Annotated in this window: 19 protein-coding genes; 11 read left to right on the top strand and 8 right to left on the bottom strand. The window is 61.6% G+C overall.

Annotated elements, in window-relative coordinates; genetic code table 11:
• Nucleotides 1-14 precede the first annotated feature (14 nt).
• The 3 genes from AKL25_RS16410 to AKL25_RS16400 form a co-directional block, all read right to left on the bottom strand.
• A complete protein-coding gene (locus AKL25_RS16410; RefSeq protein WP_050478772.1) occupies nt 15-731 on the bottom strand; it encodes a phosphatase PAP2 family protein in 717 nt (238 codons plus the stop codon).
• A 39-nt stretch (nt 732-770) separates the two neighbouring features.
• A complete protein-coding gene (gene fnr, locus AKL25_RS16405) occupies nt 771-1,544 on the bottom strand; it encodes a fumarate/nitrate reduction transcriptional regulator Fnr (RefSeq protein WP_050478771.1) in 774 nt (257 codons plus the stop codon).
• A gap of 77 nt (nt 1,545-1,621) precedes the next feature.
• On the bottom strand, nt 1,622-2,152 hold the full coding sequence (locus AKL25_RS16400; protein ID WP_050478770.1) for an isochorismatase family protein: 531 nt from the start codon (nt 2,150-2,152) through the stop codon (nt 1,622-1,624).
• Between the two features lie 9 nt (nt 2,153-2,161).
• On the opposite strand from AKL25_RS16400, the gene AKL25_RS24460 reads away from it, so the two are divergent.
• From AKL25_RS24460 to AKL25_RS16390, 3 genes are all read left to right on the top strand, one after another.
• Nucleotides 2,162-2,365, top strand: coding sequence for a hypothetical protein (locus AKL25_RS24460; protein ID WP_167541897.1), 204 nt, complete (start codon nt 2,162-2,164; stop codon nt 2,363-2,365).
• Nucleotides 2,366-2,432: 67 nt separating this feature from the next.
• Nucleotides 2,433-3,614 (top strand): MFS transporter, encoded by a 1,182-nt coding sequence (locus tag AKL25_RS16395; protein WP_420840717.1) that lies wholly within the window; start codon nt 2,433-2,435, stop codon nt 3,612-3,614.
• A 56-nt stretch (nt 3,615-3,670) separates the two neighbouring features.
• Nucleotides 3,671-4,645 (top strand): GlxA family transcriptional regulator, encoded by a 975-nt coding sequence (locus AKL25_RS16390; RefSeq protein ID WP_420840716.1) that lies wholly within the window; start codon nt 3,671-3,673, stop codon nt 4,643-4,645.
• Between the two features lie 12 nt (nt 4,646-4,657).
• Here AKL25_RS16390 and AKL25_RS16385 read toward each other — a convergent pair whose 3' ends face one another.
• Nucleotides 4,658-5,581, bottom strand: a complete 924-nt coding sequence (locus AKL25_RS16385) for a LysR family transcriptional regulator (protein ID WP_050478767.1) — start codon at nt 5,579-5,581, stop codon at nt 4,658-4,660.
• Nucleotides 5,582-5,762: 181 nt separating this feature from the next.
• Here AKL25_RS16385 and AKL25_RS16380 point away from each other — a divergent pair, with 181 nt between their 5' ends.
• The 3 genes from AKL25_RS16380 to AKL25_RS16370 all read left to right on the top strand — a co-directional run bounded on the left by AKL25_RS16380 (nt 5,763) and on the right by AKL25_RS16370 (nt 8,112).
• Nucleotides 5,763-6,143, top strand: a complete 381-nt coding sequence (locus tag AKL25_RS16380) for a DoxX family protein (protein WP_050478766.1) — start codon at nt 5,763-5,765, stop codon at nt 6,141-6,143.
• A 110-nt stretch (nt 6,144-6,253) separates the two neighbouring features.
• Nucleotides 6,254-7,105 (top strand): pirin family protein, encoded by an 852-nt coding sequence (locus tag AKL25_RS16375; protein WP_050478765.1) that lies wholly within the window; start codon nt 6,254-6,256, stop codon nt 7,103-7,105.
• A gap of 128 nt (nt 7,106-7,233) precedes the next feature.
• Entirely contained in the window at nt 7,234-8,112 is an 879-nt protein-coding gene (locus AKL25_RS16370; RefSeq protein ID WP_050478764.1) for a pirin family protein, read from the top strand.
• A gap of 121 nt (nt 8,113-8,233) precedes the next feature.
• Here the strand turns inward: AKL25_RS16370 and AKL25_RS16365 are convergent, their stop codons facing one another.
• Nucleotides 8,234-8,692 (bottom strand): universal stress protein, encoded by a 459-nt coding sequence (locus AKL25_RS16365; RefSeq protein ID WP_050478763.1) that lies wholly within the window; start codon nt 8,690-8,692, stop codon nt 8,234-8,236.
• Between the two features lie 39 nt (nt 8,693-8,731).
• Complete coding sequence (locus AKL25_RS16360) at nt 8,732-9,034, bottom strand: hypothetical protein (protein WP_050478762.1); 303 nt, start codon at nt 9,032-9,034, stop codon at nt 8,732-8,734.
• Nucleotides 9,035-9,244: 210 nt separating this feature from the next.
• Here AKL25_RS16360 and AKL25_RS16355 point away from each other — a divergent pair, with 210 nt between their 5' ends.
• Together AKL25_RS16355 and AKL25_RS16350 are read left to right on the top strand one after the other, a co-directional pair.
• Entirely contained in the window at nt 9,245-10,447 is a 1,203-nt protein-coding gene (locus AKL25_RS16355; protein WP_050478761.1) for a methyltransferase, read from the top strand.
• 50 nt (nt 10,448-10,497) lie between these two features.
• Nucleotides 10,498-10,899 carry a hypothetical protein gene (locus AKL25_RS16350; RefSeq protein WP_050478760.1) on the top strand — a complete coding sequence of 134 codons (402 nt, stop codon included), beginning with the start codon at nt 10,498-10,500 and terminating at the stop codon, nt 10,897-10,899.
• Between the two features lie 123 nt (nt 10,900-11,022).
• Here AKL25_RS16350 and AKL25_RS16345 read toward each other — a convergent pair whose 3' ends face one another.
• Complete coding sequence (locus AKL25_RS16345; RefSeq protein WP_050478759.1) at nt 11,023-12,402, bottom strand: sensor histidine kinase; 1,380 nt, start codon at nt 12,400-12,402, stop codon at nt 11,023-11,025.
• Between the two features lie 7 nt (nt 12,403-12,409).
• The gene (locus AKL25_RS16340; RefSeq protein ID WP_050478758.1) at nt 12,410-13,111 is read right to left on the bottom strand and encodes a response regulator transcription factor; all 702 of its coding nucleotides are present in this window, start codon (nt 13,109-13,111) and stop codon (nt 12,410-12,412) included.
• A 147-nt stretch (nt 13,112-13,258) separates the two neighbouring features.
• Between AKL25_RS16340 and AKL25_RS16335 the strand changes: the two genes are divergently transcribed.
• From AKL25_RS16335 to AKL25_RS16325, 3 genes are read left to right on the top strand one after another with little or no spacing between them, the layout of a single operon-like run.
• Nucleotides 13,259-14,062: an ABC transporter ATP-binding protein gene (locus AKL25_RS16335; protein WP_050478757.1), complete on the top strand. Its 804-nt coding sequence runs from the start codon at nt 13,259-13,261 to the stop codon at nt 14,060-14,062.
• Between the two features lie 45 nt (nt 14,063-14,107).
• Nucleotides 14,108-14,980: an ABC transporter permease gene (locus tag AKL25_RS16330; RefSeq protein ID WP_050478756.1), complete on the top strand. Its 873-nt coding sequence runs from the start codon at nt 14,108-14,110 to the stop codon at nt 14,978-14,980.
• A gap of 43 nt (nt 14,981-15,023) precedes the next feature.
• Nucleotides 15,024-16,046 (top strand): ABC transporter substrate-binding protein, encoded by a 1,023-nt coding sequence (locus AKL25_RS16325; RefSeq protein ID WP_050478755.1) that lies wholly within the window; start codon nt 15,024-15,026, stop codon nt 16,044-16,046.
• Nucleotides 16,047-16,055 lie beyond the last annotated feature (9 nt).

Raw genomic sequence — 16,055 nt, 5'->3', positions numbered from 1 at the left:
TTGGAATGGTCAAATCAGTTTGAAGACATTTGCGCCGATTGGTGCCGCTGTATTGTAAAAATAACTGTTGTCCAGAATGCAAACCATCCCCAGCCCTCCAGCATGGCGGCAATGACGTCGCTGAAGAAATGCGCGCCCAGATAGATGCGGCTTAGCCCGGTCAATGCTGTCAACACGACGGCGGCCGCCACGATAGCCGGACGCCGTTGCGCACCGGCCGGCCGCGTCGTGAGCCACGCCGCCAGCACGCTGTAGAACAGCGCTGCACCGATCGTGTGCCCGCTGGGAAAGCTGTAGCTGTGCAAGACCAGGATGGGCTGGTCGAATTGCGGACGTACGCGCTGGAAGATGAATTTCAATCCATAGTTGAACAGCATGCCGCCCGGCACCGATACGATCAGCGTCAGCAACCATGTCCAGGCTTTGTCGCGTATCAGCCGCAACGCCAGCAGGGCGCTCATGGCGAGAATGCCGATGGTGCCGTGCACATGCGTGAAGGCCAGCATGGCAGTGGTCAGCGCACCCGAGGCGCGGACATGAAACCAGTCGGCAATCTGCTGATCGAGATCGGGCAAGGCGCCGGGACGAAGGGCGTGCAACGCGATCAGTGCAAATAATGCCGCTGTACAGAGCGCGGCCAGGATGCCGGTGGTCAGCGGCAGGCCGAGGTAATGGTCGCGGGCCAGCCGCGCTTGCAGGAAGGATGGTTTGATGGTGTCTTGGTTCGCCATGCGTTGGTGTTTGGGTTCTTTGCTGCCGATGAATGCTTTTCAGCAGGCCGGCGTGCCCAGCGCAATCGAGCGCAACGCCGGCAAGTCCAGCAGTTCCAGATCGCGATGATTGACGTCGACGATGCCGTTTTTCTTGAAGCCGGAGAGCAGGCGGCTGACGCTCTCGACCGCCAGGCCGAGGTAGTTGCCGATTTCCTCGCGCGTCATGCGCAGCTGGAAGCGCGTGGCCGAATATCCCCGCGTCACATAGCGCGACGACAGGTTGACCAGGAAGGCGGCGAGCTTTTGCTGGGCGCTCATGTTGTTGAGCGCCAGCATGACGCCTTGCTCGCGCGAGATTTCCTTGCTCATGATGCGGTGGAACTGGCGCAGCAATACCGGCATGTCCTGAAATAATTCTTCGAGCTGGCTGAACGGGATTTCGCAGACTTCGCTGTCTTCCAGCGCCACGGCTTCGCATTGGTGACGGCCGGTGCCGATGGCGTCCATGCCGAGCAGCTCGCCCGCCATCTGGAAGCCGGTGATCTGCTGGCTGCCGTTGCTGTTCATCTGGTAAGTCTTGAAATGGCCCAGGCGAATTGCGTACAGCGTGTTGAAGGTGTCGCCCATGCGGTACAGGCTCTGGTCGCGCTTGACGCGGCGACGGCGGCCGATGATCTGATCGAGGCGCAGCATGTCGGCTTCATCCAGGCCCATGGGCAGACACAGCTGATGCATGCTGCATGCCGCGCAACCGGCCTGGAGCGCCTGGACGGTAAGGATCGGGGCGGTCGTGGCGGTGGGTATAGGCGCGGTGTTGGTGGAACTGGACATACTGGTTTTTGCTCCCGGGGAAGATGAGTAACTTGCTTGAGTAGCTTACTTAATAATTACACAATATCGGTAAGAGTTTACTTGATTAGCTTGAGTACTTCCCGGAACAAGGGATGACGGCTGTCGCGCATCCACTCGAACGCCACCATCTCCAGCGTCACCAGATGCGCGCCGGCTTGCGCCAGGCGGGTGAACGCCGCGTCGCGGTCGGCGATCTTGCGCGAGCCCGTGGCGTCCGTCACCACCCACACCCGATAACCGTTCTGCAGCAGCGTCATGGCGGTCTGCAGCATGCAGACGTGGGCCTCGCAGCCGCTGATGACGACTTCCTTGCAGGCCGAGAGAAAAGCCGCCGGCAGACCGTCGACGCAGGCGTCGAAATGCGTCTTGACCAGGGTGCGGTCGCACAGGCGCTTGATGTCGGGGTGGTTCGCGCCCAGCTTGTCAGGCGTCTGTTCAGTCGCAATGACCGGCAGGCCGAGCAGGCTGGCGATGGTGGCCAGGCGGATGTTCTGCGCCAGCACCGTGGCGCCGTCGTGGATGGCCGGCATCAGCTTTTCCTGCACATCGATGATCAGCAAGGCGGATTCGTTGACATTCATCAGCATAAGCACTCCTTGAATATTCCGGTCCGCATGGCCGCGCCGGACGCGTTGGCAGAAATTGAAAGTTTTGTGTCATTGACGACATTTTGCGCGGGTTCGACAATTTCATCCGAAGGTCCGTGTCGGCTGATGTTGCGCCGGCGTTCGCAGATTGCAGCAGATTTCAATACAGGGATGGAGCGTGAGCTTGCCAAAATCACATCAAGAGCAACATGATAGCCAGTCTTCCTTACCCGAGGCTTATGGAACGGGTGCGCTCAAAGCAGGGTATCGCAATGCCCGTATCTTGGCTATATGCCAGGGCTTGTTCACTTGCGCCATCTCGATCGACCTGACGCTGACGGCGCTGACCGGCTATCAGCTCGCTCCCGACAAGTCGCTGGCGACCCTGCCGTTTGCGCTGATCACCGTGGCCGGTGCGGTGGTGACCTGGTTCGCCGCCTTCCTGATCCAGCGGCTGGGGCGGCGGCTCAGCTTTGCGCTGGGTGCGCTGGCGGGAGCCGTCGGCGGGGCGATTTCGGTGTGGTCGGTGTTCCACGGACATTTCTGGAGTTTCTGCATCGGCACGGCGGGCGTCGGCGTGTTCCAGGCTTTCGCCCAGTACTATCGGCTGGCCGCAGCCGATGCGGTCGCGCCGGAACTCAAGAGCAAGGCGATTTCCACCGTGCTGACCGGCGGTGTGATTGCGGCGGTGCTCGGACCGGCCCTGGCGGCATGGAGCAAGGACTTGTTCCCGACGGCCCTGTTTTCCGGCGCGTATCTGATGGTGGCCTTGCTCAGCCTGCTGTCGATGATCGTGCTGCTGGCGTTTTACCGCGACGTGGAAAATACGGACGCCGCTGCCGACATCGTTGCGTCCGCTCCGCAAGCGCCGCCCCGTTCCACCGGCGAGATCGCGCGCCAGCCTGTCTTTATTGCGGCGCTGGCCAACAACGTGGTCGGCTCGATGGTGATGATGTTCATCATGACCGCTGCGCCGCTGGCGGCAGTGGCCTGCCGTCACAGCATCAACGACGGCGCCAACATCATCCAGTGGCATCTGGTCGGGATGTATGCGCCGTCTTTCTTTGCCGGCCACCTGATCAAACGCTTCGGACTGGGCACTATCGTGCTCTGCGGCGTGATGCTGAACCTGGCCTGCGCGGTCATCGCGATGGCGTCGACCAGCCTGCCGGCTTTCTATGTCGCCTTGCTGTGCCTGGGTGTCGGCTGGAACTTCATGTTCGTCGGCGGCACCACCTTGCTGGCGCAATCGTATCGCCCCAATGAGCGCGCCAGGGCGCAGGGCTTGTCGGAATTTTTGCGCTATGCTGCTACCGCGCTGGCGACGCTGGCTGCCGGGCCGCTGCTGGAGCATTACGGCTGGCAGGCGCTCAATATCGCGATCCTGCCGCTGCTGGCGATCTGCGCGATTCTCAGCATGCGCTGGATGGCGGCAAGCGCCGCGAAAACGATCGCGGCCTGATTGCGCAACATCATTTACTTCGGAAACATGGACGCCTCATGAAACACGGTAAGACCTTGCGCATCGTCTTGTTGGCCTATCCGGGCATGAACCTGATCGACCTGAGCGGTCCGCTGCAAACCTTCGTGACGGCCAGCCGCACCGCGCTCTCCGCAGGCATCATGGAGCCGCGGCCGCTGTATGAAGTCCATGTGCTGTCGTCGCAAGGAGGTCCGCTGCTGACGGGCGCGGGCCTGACCGTGATGACCGAGCCGCTGCAAGCCTTCGAAGGGCAAAGCATGGATACCCTGATTGCGCCCGGCGGCAGCATCGGCGACACCTTTCAGGCCGATCCGGCCCTGGTTGCATGGATAGCGCGCCATGCCGGCAAGGCGCGCCGGGTGTGTTCGGTGTGCACCGGCGCCTTCCTGCTCGCCGCCGCAGGCTTGCTCAAGGGTAAGCGCGTGACCACGCACTGGGACTGGGCCTTGCGGCTGCAGCAGCAATATCCGGAGATCACCGTCGACCCCGAACCGATCTTCATCCGCGCAGGTGATGTCTGGACTTCGGCCGGCGTCACGGCGGGCATCGATCTGTCGCTGGCGCTGGTGGAAGAGGATTACGGCCACAAGGTCGCCATCGCGACGGCGCGGCAACTGGTGATGTTCATCAAGCGGCCGGGCGGGCAGTCGCAGTTCAGCGTGCCGCTGGTGTCGCAATCGTCCGAAAACGCGCGCTTCGCCGAGCTGCACGCCTGGATTGCCTCCAACCTGAAAAACGACCTGCGCGTGGAGAATCTCGCCAGCCGCGTCAATATGAGTCCGCGCACCTTCGCCCGTACTTATGTCGCCGAGCAGGGACGCACGCCGGCCAAGACGGTGGAGGCGATGCGCCTGGAAGCCGCCTGCCGCGCGCTGGAAGAAACCGACCTGCCGCTCAAGAGCATCGCCACCGAAACTGGCCACGGCGAAGAACAGAACCTGCGGCGCGTGTTCCAGCGCCAGCTGGGCGTGAGCCCGGCGCAGTATCGCAGCAGGTTTTCGGCGCATTGATCCCGGCGATATCTATTCGATGACGCTGATCCCATCCAGCGTCTTCAGCGCCGCCAGCGAATCCAGCCACCACGACAAGGCCGGTCCCGCGCGATAGTCCGGCCGGTAGACGCACTGGATCGGCAATGCCATGCCTTCCGGCGCATGCTGCGAGGTCAGGATCCTGACCAGCTTGCCGTTTTTCAGGTCGTCTTTCACCACATGCTGCGGCATGTATCCCCAGCCCATGCCGGCGCGCAGCAGCGCGTGTTTGGTGCCGAGGTCGCTCATGCGCCAGGACAGGCGCGAGTGCACCGAAAAATCCTGGCGCGCCGTCAGTTCGCTGCGGTCGCTGAGCACCAGTTGCGTCTGTTGCGCCAGCAGCTTGTCGGGAATCCTCCCTTTGACCGCCGCCAGCGGATGCTGGGGCGAGACGACGCCGACCACCATCACGCTCGGCAGGCTGACGCGCAAGAGATTGGGCGGCGTGGTCGGCAGGGTGCCGAGAATGCCGAGCATGGAGCGGCCGTCGAGCACGCGTTCGGCCACTGCACCGAGCGCTTCGATTTCCAGCCGCACCGTCACCGCCGGGAAGGCGTCGCGGAAGCGCCGCAACAGATCCACCAGGCAATCGGTAGGAAAGAACACGTCTACCGCCAGCGCCACTTCCAGCTCTTGCCCTTGCGAAAAGGCGTTGGCGCGCACTTGTAGCGAATCCACCTGATCCAGCACCTGGCGCGCGTCGCGCAGCAAGGCTTCGCCCGCATCGGTGAGTTGCGGGCGGTAGCCGCTGCGGTCGAACAGGGGGACGTTGAGCTGGCTTTCCAGCGTGCCGATGGCGTAGCTGACCGCCGACTGCGCACGGGCGAGGATGCGCGACGCCGCCAGGAAGCTGCCGCTGTCGGCAACCTGGACAAACACGCGCAGCTGGTCGAGGGAGAAGCGTTCTATGTTCATGATGGCAACAATATCTATTTATTAGATATTGATTATAGAAAAATAATCAATTTCTTGTTGTGCTTATTCGCATTATTCTGACCCTGCTTTCTGATTCATCTCGATTTCAGAGTTTTAAGAGTTCAGCGTCACCAATCAAACACTTGTACTTTATCCAAAACAATTTTTAGGGAGTTTCATCATGACCATTTCCAAATCCGCTTATACCTTCGGCCGCATCCTGCTGGCTTCGCTGTTCGTCGTGTCCGGCATCTTCAAGATCATCGGCTTTACCGGCACGGTCGGTTTCATGGCAAGCCTTGGCCTGCCGGTGCCGACACTGGCCGTTATCGTCACGATCTTCGTCGAAGTCGGCGCCGGCCTCGCACTGATGAGCGGCAGCCGCCTGGCGCGTCCGGCAGCCTTGCTGATCGCCATCTTTACCGTTGGCGCAACGCTGGCAGCGCACCGCTTCTGGGCTGTTGACCCAGCCGCCATGCAAGGCCAGCTGACCAACTTCCTGAAGAACCTGTCCATCATCGGCGGTCTGCTGGTGTTCTGGTCGGTCAAGCCAACCGAGTAATCGCGGTTGTAGTTGAATAAGCAACAAATGCATCAATCTACAGCGTTTATCTGAAGCATCAGGCTGCTGCGGCCCATCCTGGCCGCAGTAGTCACAACAGGAGAAACACCATGAGCACCACTTTTACCCGCCAGCTGGAACGGCTGGTCAACGGCATCCCGACCCAGGATGGCGCAGGTGTCAGCCTTACCCGCGTGCTGACCCATGATTTGCAACGCCGCCTGGATCCTTTCCTGATGCTGGATGCTTTTCACTCGGACAAGCCGGACGACTACCTGGCCGGTTTTCCCGACCATCCGCACCGCGGCTTTGAAACCGTGACCTACATGCTGCAAGGACGCATGCGTCACCGCGACAACGCCGGCAACGAAGGTTTGCTGGAACCGGGCGGCATGCAATGGATGACCGCCGGCCGCGGCCTGGTGCATTCGGAATTGCCGGAACAGGAAGACGGGCTCATGAGCGGCTTTCAGCTGTGGGTGAACCTGGCAGGGCGCGACAAGATGACGACGCCGTCGTATAGCGACATTCCGTCGGCCGGCATCCCTGAAGTCTCGCCGCAGGATGGCTTGCACGTCCGTGTATTGGCAGGTGAAGCCTTCGGCACCAAGGGTGCGGTAGAGCGTCCGACCACGGCGCCGCTGTATCTGGACCTGCACCTGGAGGCCGACAAACAGGTAGCCTTGCCGATTCCGGCGACGCATAATGCCTTCCTGTATGTGTACGAGGGCGAGTTGCAAATCGGTCAGGACAAACGCGTGGCAGGCGCAGGCCGCATGGCGATCCTGAGCAATACGCCGGGCGCCGAGGGTGTGGAAATCCATGCCAGCAAGGACAGCCGTTTTCTGCTGATCTCCGGCCAGCCGTTGAATGAGCCGATTGCGCAGTGGGGGCCGTTTGTCATGAATACGCGGGAAGAGGTCGAGCAGGCTATCGACGATTTCCGCGCCGGACGCTTTTAGAGTCACTAACAAAACACCGCTGGCGGCGTTGCTTCTCCTTGCCGTGCATGTGCACTGTCTGCGTCGGCGCGCCTTGCCACCGGCATTTTGTTAGCGACTCATCACCATTTGATAAAAAAAGGACCGCCATGAGCAGCATTCGTCATCTGATCCACGGCCTGGTGCGCGACATCGGCTTCCCGGTGCGCCGCCTGTTGCCGGCGGCTGCCGTCCGCACCGTCGGCCCCTTCGTGTTCTTCGATCACATGGGACCGGTGGAATTCGACAGCGCCACCACCGAGGGCGACGTTCGTCCGCATCCGCATATCGGCCTGGCGACGGTGACGTATCTGTTCTCCGGCGCGATGATGCATCGCGACAGCCTCGGCGTCGTGCAGCGCATCACGCCGGGCGCCGTCAACTGGATGGCGGCCGGGCGCGGTATCGTGCATTCGGAGCGTATCCCGGAAGACATCCGCAACGACAAGGTGCCGGTGCACGGCTTGCAGATGTGGGTGGCCTTGCCCAAGGATCAGGAGCAGGGCGACGCCAGTTTCCATCACTATCCGGAAACCGACATGCCGCGCATTGAGCTCAACGGCGCCAGCCTGCACCTGCTGGCCGGCAAAGCCTACGGACAGCAGTCGCCGGTCAGGACATCCAGCCCGACGTTGTATTTGTCGGGCCGCATCAAGGCCGGCGCCACGCTGACCCTGCCGGCGGACTACAGCGAGCGCGCCGTGTATGTGGTGACCGGCGCCGCTTCGCTCGACGGCGAAGCGCTGGAAGCCGGTGTGCTGGCGGTGCTGGAGCCGGGCGGCGAAGTTAAGCTGACGGCGCAGAGCGATACGCTGTTCATGCTGCTGGGCGGCGAGCCTATCGACGGCCCGCGCTTCGTCTGGTGGAATTTCGTGGCCAGCAGCAAGGAAATGATCGAAAGCGCCAAGCTGTCATGGCGGGCGCAGGATCGATCGGTGTTTCCGGCGATTCCCGGTGAAGTCGAGTGGATTCCGCTGCCGGAGAAGTGAAAGGCTGAAGTTCGCTTACTTATCTGCTTACTTATCCGCTTATTCGCATGAAAGCAAAAAGGCCCGATGGAAACATCGGGCCTTTTGCTTTCATGGATGCGAAACGGAAAGATCCGTGCTGCTATTCGGCCGCTTGCGTGCCGCGGATAATCCAGACCGGTAGCGGACATTGATGCATGACTTTTTCTGCCACGCTGCCGAGCACCATCTTGCGGAATCCCTTTTGCCCGTGCGAGCCGATGACCACCAGCTCGGCGCTGCTTTCCTTGGCTGCGCGCAGGATGGTGCCGGGAATGTCGCCCGGCGCGATCGGACTTTCGATGATGCGCGTGTTGCCGGGCAGGCCGGCGGCTTCCACACGTTTTTTGGCATCGTCGAGGATGTTTTGTCCGGCGCCGATGAAGTCTTTGTGCAAACCGGCAGGCGGCTGGTAGCCGGTGTCGTAGAGGATGTAGCTGTTGTCGACGACGTGGACGACCTCGATCTTGCTGCCCAGCGTTTTCGCCAGACGGATGGCTTCGTCCAGCGCCTGGTTGGCGGTGGGGCTGCCGTCGACGGGGACGAGAATCTTTGCGTACATGCCGGTATCCCTTGATGAGACAGTCAGGTTGTCAATGAATCAAATCATGCCGAGGATGCGGCCGAGCTCGGCGACGTAGGGGCTGTCCTTGAGAATCGCGCCTTCCACCGAATCCATCAGGTTCATGGCGGAACTCTGGGTCTTGCCGATATGCTCGCGCAGGACGCCGGCTTCGACTTCGGGTGTGCTCAGGTGACTTTTCAGGACGGCGAAATCGTTCTTCAACGTTTTTGCTTCGGGGGTGTCGACGTCGATGTTCTGGATTTCCAGCTCCAGTTCGGCCAGGATCTGTTTCAGGCGAACGTGGTGGGAATCGTCTTGACGCAGGATGGGATCAGACATATCGGCTCCAGCGGTTAGGGGAATCGGCGACCAGCATTGCCGCTTGGGCGAATGCTGAGGTTTCTGCTGCTGTGGTTGCTGCTGTTGTATTCACTGCTGTTGTATCCAATATAACACCCTCATCATAAGAGAAGTTTCGATCTTGTGCAGGGGGCTGCTACGGACATTTTGTTACACTGCGCCATGCAAACCCATTCCGAAAGTAGCAGTATGAGCGATCACCCCCTTATAAGCTGGACCGAAGCAGGGGAAATTCGTTCCGCCCGCTGGCGTTCCGAAGCCGGCAATCCGCCTCCCAAAACCGTCGCCGTGGCGGACGACCGCATGCCGGCCGACGTCGCCTACAAGCTGGTCTGCGAAGGCACCGGCCTGCTGTGGCGCGGCGATTATCAAAACGCCCGCCAATTGCTGCAAGCCCTGGCCCGCCGCATCGACAAGAAATCCGAGCGCAAGAGCGGCAAGGCGGCCGATAAAGCTGCGGCCGACAAAGCCGCCGGTAAAAGCGCCGTCAAGACCGCTGCCCAACCGGCAATCTCCATCACCCAGGCATTCCACCTGCATCGCCAGGCGCAGGCGCAACGCGCGCGCATCCTCGGCATGCTGCTGCTGCCGCTGGAAGCCGATTACAGCATTCCCTTGCGCCGTGCGCCCGACCTGGTACAGGCCTGCACGGAAGTGTACGGTCCCGGCGAAGAAGCCAGCGTCGTATCGATGCGCGAAGTGCTGGGCCTGGTGGGCGCGCACGAGTGGCGCAAGAAGGGCGTGCCGATTCCCGCACTGGGCGGCAGCATCCATCCTTACTACGGCGTGTTCTCGCCGGTGCGCGGCGAATACGTCGACCTGATCGCGCAGGCGGTGTTGCCGACGGTCGACCTGGCCTTCGACATCGGCACCGGTACCGGTGTGCTGGCGGCGCTGCTGGCCAGGCGCGGCGTCAAACGCATCGTCGCGACCGACCAGAGCGAACGCGCGCTGGACTGCGCCGCCGAAAACCTGAAACGCCTGGGCGTGAACAAGCAGGTCGAGCTGATGAGCGCCGATCTGTTTCCGGAAGGACGCGCGCCGCTGGTGGTGTGCAATCCGCCCTGGGTGCCGGCCAAGCCGAGCTCGGCCATCGAGGCGGCAGTCTACGATCCCGACAGCCGCATGCTGCGCGGCTTCATCGACGGCCTGTCCGAGCATCTGACGCCGGGCGGCGAGGGCTGGCTGATCATGTCCGACTTCGCCGAACATCTGGGTCTGCGGCCCCGCGGAGAAATTCAGGCGATGATCGACAAGGCGGGTTTGCAAGTGGTCGGCAAGACCGACATCAAGCCGCGTCATCCCCGTTCCAACGACGCGGAAGATCCCTTGTCGGCTGCACGCATGAAGGAAGTAACGTCGCTGTGGAAGCTGAAGGTGAAGAAGGCTTGAGCAGCTTGAACTGTTTGAGAAGCAACTGGAGCTATGCAAAAGGTGGGTTCATGAAATCATCTGTTTCGTCTGTCTTTTCGTCTTTCGGCGCAATGGCCTTGCTGGCGACGCTTTGGGCCGGCCCGGCGTCGGCCCAACTGATAGAGCGGCATCCTTTCGCTTATCCGCCGCCGGCGCCTGACAAGCCGGTGGTGACCACCAGCGCTAATACCTGCAAGTGCGAAGTGGCCGACACCAGCGGCAGCGCCTGCATGATCTATATGCGCACCAACGCCGCCGACTGGCTCGCCCAGAACGCGCCGCAGACGCGCTTGCGCTCCTCCAACGACGGCCGCTACTACGACACGCCGTTCGCGTTGGCGGCCAGCGCCTGCGCCGGCCGCAAGGTCAATGCGTCGACTGTGAAGGTGCATTGGCTGGACAAGAAAAACGCCATCCTGGAGTGGAAATGATTTCTGCGGCTCAGATTCCAGTTGTTTGATTTGATGTGATTTTGCTGCTCTGAACAGTTCGCAAGACGCTGCGATCCCGGCGAAAACCGGGACGCGCCATCGCCAGGCGTGGTCATACCTTCCTCATGCCGCAGCTGGCGCTTCCGCCGGAAAACTCAACACCACCATGAAGCTCCCCGCGCCGCTGTAACCAAATCGCAGCTGGCCGCCATGCGTGCGCATGACTTCTTCCACAATCGACAGGCCGAGACTGGCGCCGACGCGTTCGCCGCTGCGTGGAGCGAAGGGTTTGCGGATGCGTTCCCAATCGTTTTCCGGGATGCCGGGGCCGTCGTCGATGACGCGCAGCTCGAACAGGTTTTCCACTGGTTCCAGCTGCACATGGAGGAAGCTCACCGCGCCGTATTGCAGCGCGTTGCCGAGCACGTTCTTGATCGCTTCGCGCAGGCTGATGGCGTCGCCCATGATCAGGCAGGGTTGCTCCGGCGCTTCCATGGCGAGGTCGAGCTGGCGTTCCTGATGCGAGAGCATGTCGGCCATTTCCCGGCGCACCAGTTCGCCCAGGTCGATCTTCTCGAAGGCGGCGGTGTCGCTGCGGTGCTGCACCATGGCGTGGTTGATCAGTTGATTGACCAGCGCGCCGAGGTGGCGGGTGCGCTCGCGCAGGCGGTCGAGATGATGGCGGCGGCCGGCGTCGTCATGCTGCGCGGAGAGCAATTCCATCTGCGAGATCAGGGCCGTCACCGGCGTGCGCAGCTGATGCGCGGCGTCGCCGATGACGCGCCGCATAGTGGAACGGTGCACCGCCAGTCGCTGCATGAAGGCGTTGATCGAACTCACCAGCGCGTGGGTTTCCACCGGCACCGTGATCGACAGCGGAGACAGGTCGTTGAGGTCGCGCTCGCGGATGGCGGCTTCAATCTTCTTCAGCGGCGACAAGGCCTGGTACAGCGTGAACATCGCCGCCACCAGGGTCAGCACGCCCATCGCCAGAATCACCAGCAGGGCGCGCGTGCCGACGCTCTTGGCGAACGAGAGACGCGCATTGTTGGTCTGCGCCAGCACGATGACCGCCCACGGATGCTCTCCGGCGACCGGCATGCGGCGGCCGACGATGGCCATGCGCACCGGCGTATCCAGATAAGCGCCGTCCTGCAGCAGCGGGCCGTCTTTCAATTTTTTCCACGGAATCTCGGGTTTGAAATCGGGATCGCCGGCAATCGTGCGGCCGTCCGGATCGACCACCACATAGAACACCTGGTCACCCGCCGTCAGCATGGAAAAAGCCGCCAGCGGCACGTCGACGTTCACGGCGCCGTTCTGGTACCAGGTGTTTTCCGCAATTTGCAGCGCGCTGCCGGTGAGGATGCGGTCGTAGGCCTCGTTGGCGGCCAGCTGGGTCGAGATCCAGATGGCGATCAGCAGGGCGATGGAGCTGATCGACAGCACCAGCCCGACGCGCATCACCAGGCGCGTGTAGAGCGAACGTCCGGCGACGATCATGCCGGCCTCAGTGCGCGGCCGCCGAAGACGGCGATGGCGTACCGGACGGCAGCAGCACCAACTGGTAGCCGAGGCCGCGCAGGGTGCGGATTTCGAAACCGGCGCCGGCCAGTTTCTTGCGCAGGCGGCCGATGTATTGCTCGACAGTGTTGGCGTTGGGCGTATCGTCGACGCTGAACAGGCGGTCGATCAGTTCGTCCTTGCCGAAGATGCGGCCCGGCCGCGCGGCGATGATTTCCAGCAGCGTCACTTCGCGTCGTGTGAGCTCCAGCGGCATGCCGTCGAGCGAGGCGGTGCGGCTCTTGCGGTCGATGGTGAGATTGGCGCAGCTCAACAGGTTGGTGGCTTCGCCGCCGCTGCGACGGAGCAGCACGCGGATGCGGGCATCCAGTTCGCGGAAGTCGAAGGGTTTGATCAGATAGTCGTCGGCGCCGAGGTCGAGCGCACGCACGCGTTCTTCGATTTCAGCACAGGCGGTCAGCATCATGACCGGCGTGGTCAGGCCTTTTTCGCGCACGCGCGTGAGCAGCGAAAAGCCGTCCTGCTGCGGCAGCATGACGTCGAGGATCAGCAGGTCGTAGGGATCGGTGACCAGCTTGGCAGCCTCGTTGCCCTTGCTTTGCCAGTCGACTGTGTGACCGATGCGCGACAGGTGGGCGATGATCGCTTCGGCGACGTCGGCCGTGTCTTCGACCAGGAGGATGCGCATGATGATTCCGTGGTGGGTGTGTCTTGATTCCGGGATGCTGACATATCCGCAACATATCGGAAACCGTGTTCAGCGGTATGTCAGTTTCATTACAGCTTCCGAGATTAGCATCCTTCACAGAACTTATAAAAGTCTTAAGGAGATTTTGTGAAAAACGATTTTGCGGCAGCGCCGCAGTCTTCCTCCACGCCTGTGGATCCGTCCGTTCCTCTGCTGGAAATCGAGAACGTCACTCTGCAGTACAAGACTTCCGACTCGCTCGTTACCGCGACGCAGCAAGTCAGCTTCAACGTGCACCCGTCCGATCGCTACATCTTGCTCGGCCCCTCCGGCTGCGGCAAGTCGACGCTGCTCAAGGCCATCGGCGGCTATTTGCAGCCGACCGGCGGCAAGATCCGGCTCAAGGGCAAGGAAGTCAGCCAGCCCGGTCCCGATCGCATGATGGTGTTCCAGGAGTTCGACCAGCTGTTGCCGTGGAAGACCGTGCGCCAGAACGTCGAGTTCGCGCTGCACGCCAGCGGTCGCCTGCAGGGCAAGGAAGCTTCGGATCGCGCCGCCTATTACATCGAAAAAGTCGGCCTCGCCAAATTCATCGACAGTTATCCGCACACGCTGTCCGGCGGCATGAAGCAGCGCGTCTCGATTGCGCGCGGCATGGCGATGGAGCCGGACGTGCTCTTGATGGACGAACCCTTCGCCGCCCTCGACGCGCTGACGCGCCGCAAGATGCAGGACGAGCTGCTGCGCCTGTGGGACGACACCAATTTCACGGTGCTGTTCGTCACGCACTCGATCGAAGAAGCGATCCGCATCGGCACCCGCATCCTGCTGCTGTCGCCGCATCCGGGCCAGGTCAGGGCGGAGCTCAACAGCATCCCGCCGGAAGAAATGGGAACCGCCAGCCAGGCGCAGCTGGAACAGCGCATCAACGACATGCTGTTCGCGCACTGAGCAAGCTGAACGAACCTGAAAATAAGCAGAAAAGAGAGACAAGCCATGAGCAACAACAACACACTCTTCGTGCGTCCGGAAATCATCGTCGAGCCGAACCGCAACGCCGTCGCCGAAGTCCAGCGTCCGCTGTCGGCCTTCGAGGCTATCTACCGCATCAGCTGGATCCGCAAGACCGCCATCCTGCTGGTGCTGGCGCTGGTCTGGGAAATCTACGGCCGCTGGCTGGATAATTCGCTGCTGTTCCCCAGCTTCAGCGAAACGCTGCACGCCTTCATGAGCGGCATCAGCAGCGGCGTGCTGCTGCAACGCGCCGCGGTCTCGCTGGAGACTTTGCTGATCGGCTACGGCCTCGGCATCCTGCTGGCAGGCTTGCTGACCACGCTGGCGATCAGTTCGCGCATCGGCAACGATTTCCTGGAAACGCTGACCTCCATGTTCAACCCGCTGCCGGCGATTGCCTTGCTGCCGCTGGCGCTGATCTGGTTCGGCCTCGGCACCGGCAGCATCATCTTCGTGCTGGTGCACTCGGTCTTGTGGGCGGTGGCGCTGAACACGCACGCCGGTTTCCGCTCGGTGTCGAATACTTTGCGCATGGTGGGCCAGAACTACGGCCTGAAGCGTTTTTCGCTGGTGCGTTCGGTGCTGATCCCGGCAGCTTTCCCCAGCATCCTGACCGGCCTCAAGATCGGCTGGGCCTTCGCCTGGCGCACGCTGATCGCGGCCGAGCTGGTGTTCGGCGTGTCGTCCGGCACCGGCGGCCTGGGCTGGTACATCTTCGAAAACCGCAATCAGCTCGAAACCGCAAATGTATTCTCGGGCCTGTTCTTCGTGATCATGATCGGCTTGTTTGTCGAGAACATGATTTTCGCGCAAATCGAAAAACGGACTATCCGCCGCTGGGGCATGCAACACTAATTCTTAAAAAACGATATAAATCGATACCTTTCCAGGAGACCAAATGAAACGCAGAAATTTCTCAAAACTGATGATGGCCGCAACGCTCGGTTTGTCCATGCTGGCTGCCAGTGTGCCGGCGCGCGCCGAAGCGCCGGTGGTGCGCTTGTCGCACGGTTACGGCCTGCTGTATCTGCCGCTGATGGTGATCCGCGATCAGGGTCTGATCGAGAAGCACGCCAAGGCGCTCGGCCTGGGCGACGTCAAGACCAACTGGGTGCTGCTCGACGGCGGCAACGTGATCAACGACGCCATGCTGTCGGGTAACCTCGACATCGCCGGCACCGGCGCGCCGGGTTTCATCACCTTGTGGTCGAAGGCGCACGGCATTCCACGTTCGGAAGTCATCGGCCTCGGCGCACTGAGTACCTCGCCGCTGTGGCTCAACACCAATAACCCGAACGTCAAGTCGCTCAAGGATTTCACCGCCAAGGACAAGATCGCGATCCCCGGCATCAAGACTTCGCTGTCGGCCGTGCTGCTGCAAATGGCTGCCGCCAAGACCTTCGGCATCGACAACTACGCCAAGCTCGATTCGCTGACCGTCAGCCTGAGCCATCCGGAAGCGCTGGGTTCGCTGCTGTCCGGCAAGACGGAAATCACCGCGCATTTCACCTCGCCGCCGTTTTCGTATCAGGAAGTCAAGGATCCGAAGATCAAGCGCGTGCTGAATTCTTCCGACGTGCTGGGCCACATCACGATCGACGTCGTGTTCGCGCTCAAGCAGTTCACCGACAAGAATCCCAAGCTGACCCAGGCCTTCATGGAAGCCCAGGAAGAAGCCAACGCCTACATCGCCAAGAACCGCAAGGGCGCGGCAGAGACTTTCCTGCGCGTGTCGAAGATGAAACTGACGCAGGATGAAGTCGAGAAGATGCTGGCCGATCCGGATACGCAATTCACGACCACGCCGGAAGACATCATGCAATACGTGGTGTTCATGGACAAGGCCGGCACCATCAAGACCAAACCCGCGGTGTGGTCGGATTTGTTTGTGCCGGTGTTCAAGACGCGCAAGGGTAGCTGATATCCGGGC

It is taken from the genome of Herbaspirillum rhizosphaerae, from assembly GCF_001189965.1.
In the GTDB taxonomy this organism is placed as follows: domain Bacteria; phylum Pseudomonadota; class Gammaproteobacteria; order Burkholderiales; family Burkholderiaceae_D; genus Herbaspirillum; species Herbaspirillum rhizosphaerae.
Note: the sequence above shows the minus strand (reverse complement) of the source record. Positions and strands in the feature narration are given on the sequence as shown.

Excerpts from the sequence above, each read along its gene's own strand:
- AKL25_RS16340 (WP_050478758.1), bottom strand. The coding sequence starts at position 13,111 with ATGCGCATCCTCCTGGTCGAAGACACGGCCGACGTCGCCGAAGCGATC.
- AKL25_RS16410 (WP_050478772.1), bottom strand. The coding sequence starts at position 731 with ATGGCGAACCAAGACACCATCAAACCATCCTTCCTGCAAGCGCGGCTG.
- AKL25_RS16350 (WP_050478760.1), top strand. The coding sequence starts at position 10,498 with ATGAAATCATCTGTTTCGTCTGTCTTTTCGTCTTTCGGCGCAATGGCC.
- AKL25_RS16330 (WP_050478756.1), top strand. The coding sequence starts at position 14,108 with ATGAGCAACAACAACACACTCTTCGTGCGTCCGGAAATCATCGTCGAG.
- AKL25_RS16360 (WP_050478762.1), bottom strand. The coding sequence starts at position 9,034 with ATGTCTGATCCCATCCTGCGTCAAGACGATTCCCACCACGTTCGCCTG.
- AKL25_RS16355 (WP_050478761.1), top strand. The coding sequence starts at position 9,245 with ATGAGCGATCACCCCCTTATAAGCTGGACCGAAGCAGGGGAAATTCGT.
- AKL25_RS16385 (WP_050478767.1), bottom strand. The coding sequence starts at position 5,581 with ATGAACATAGAACGCTTCTCCCTCGACCAGCTGCGCGTGTTTGTCCAG.
- AKL25_RS16370 (WP_050478764.1), top strand. The coding sequence starts at position 7,234 with ATGAGCAGCATTCGTCATCTGATCCACGGCCTGGTGCGCGACATCGGC.
- AKL25_RS16345 (WP_050478759.1), bottom strand. The coding sequence starts at position 12,402 with ATGATCGTCGCCGGACGTTCGCTCTACACGCGCCTGGTGATGCGCGTC.
- AKL25_RS16400 (WP_050478770.1), bottom strand. The coding sequence starts at position 2,152 with ATGCTGATGAATGTCAACGAATCCGCCTTGCTGATCATCGATGTGCAG.
- AKL25_RS16325 (WP_050478755.1), top strand. The coding sequence starts at position 15,024 with ATGAAACGCAGAAATTTCTCAAAACTGATGATGGCCGCAACGCTCGGT.
- AKL25_RS16380 (WP_050478766.1), top strand. The coding sequence starts at position 5,763 with ATGACCATTTCCAAATCCGCTTATACCTTCGGCCGCATCCTGCTGGCT.
- AKL25_RS16375 (WP_050478765.1), top strand. The coding sequence starts at position 6,254 with ATGAGCACCACTTTTACCCGCCAGCTGGAACGGCTGGTCAACGGCATC.
- AKL25_RS16365 (WP_050478763.1), bottom strand. The coding sequence starts at position 8,692 with ATGTACGCAAAGATTCTCGTCCCCGTCGACGGCAGCCCCACCGCCAAC.
- fnr (WP_050478771.1), bottom strand. The coding sequence starts at position 1,544 with ATGTCCAGTTCCACCAACACCGCGCCTATACCCACCGCCACGACCGCC.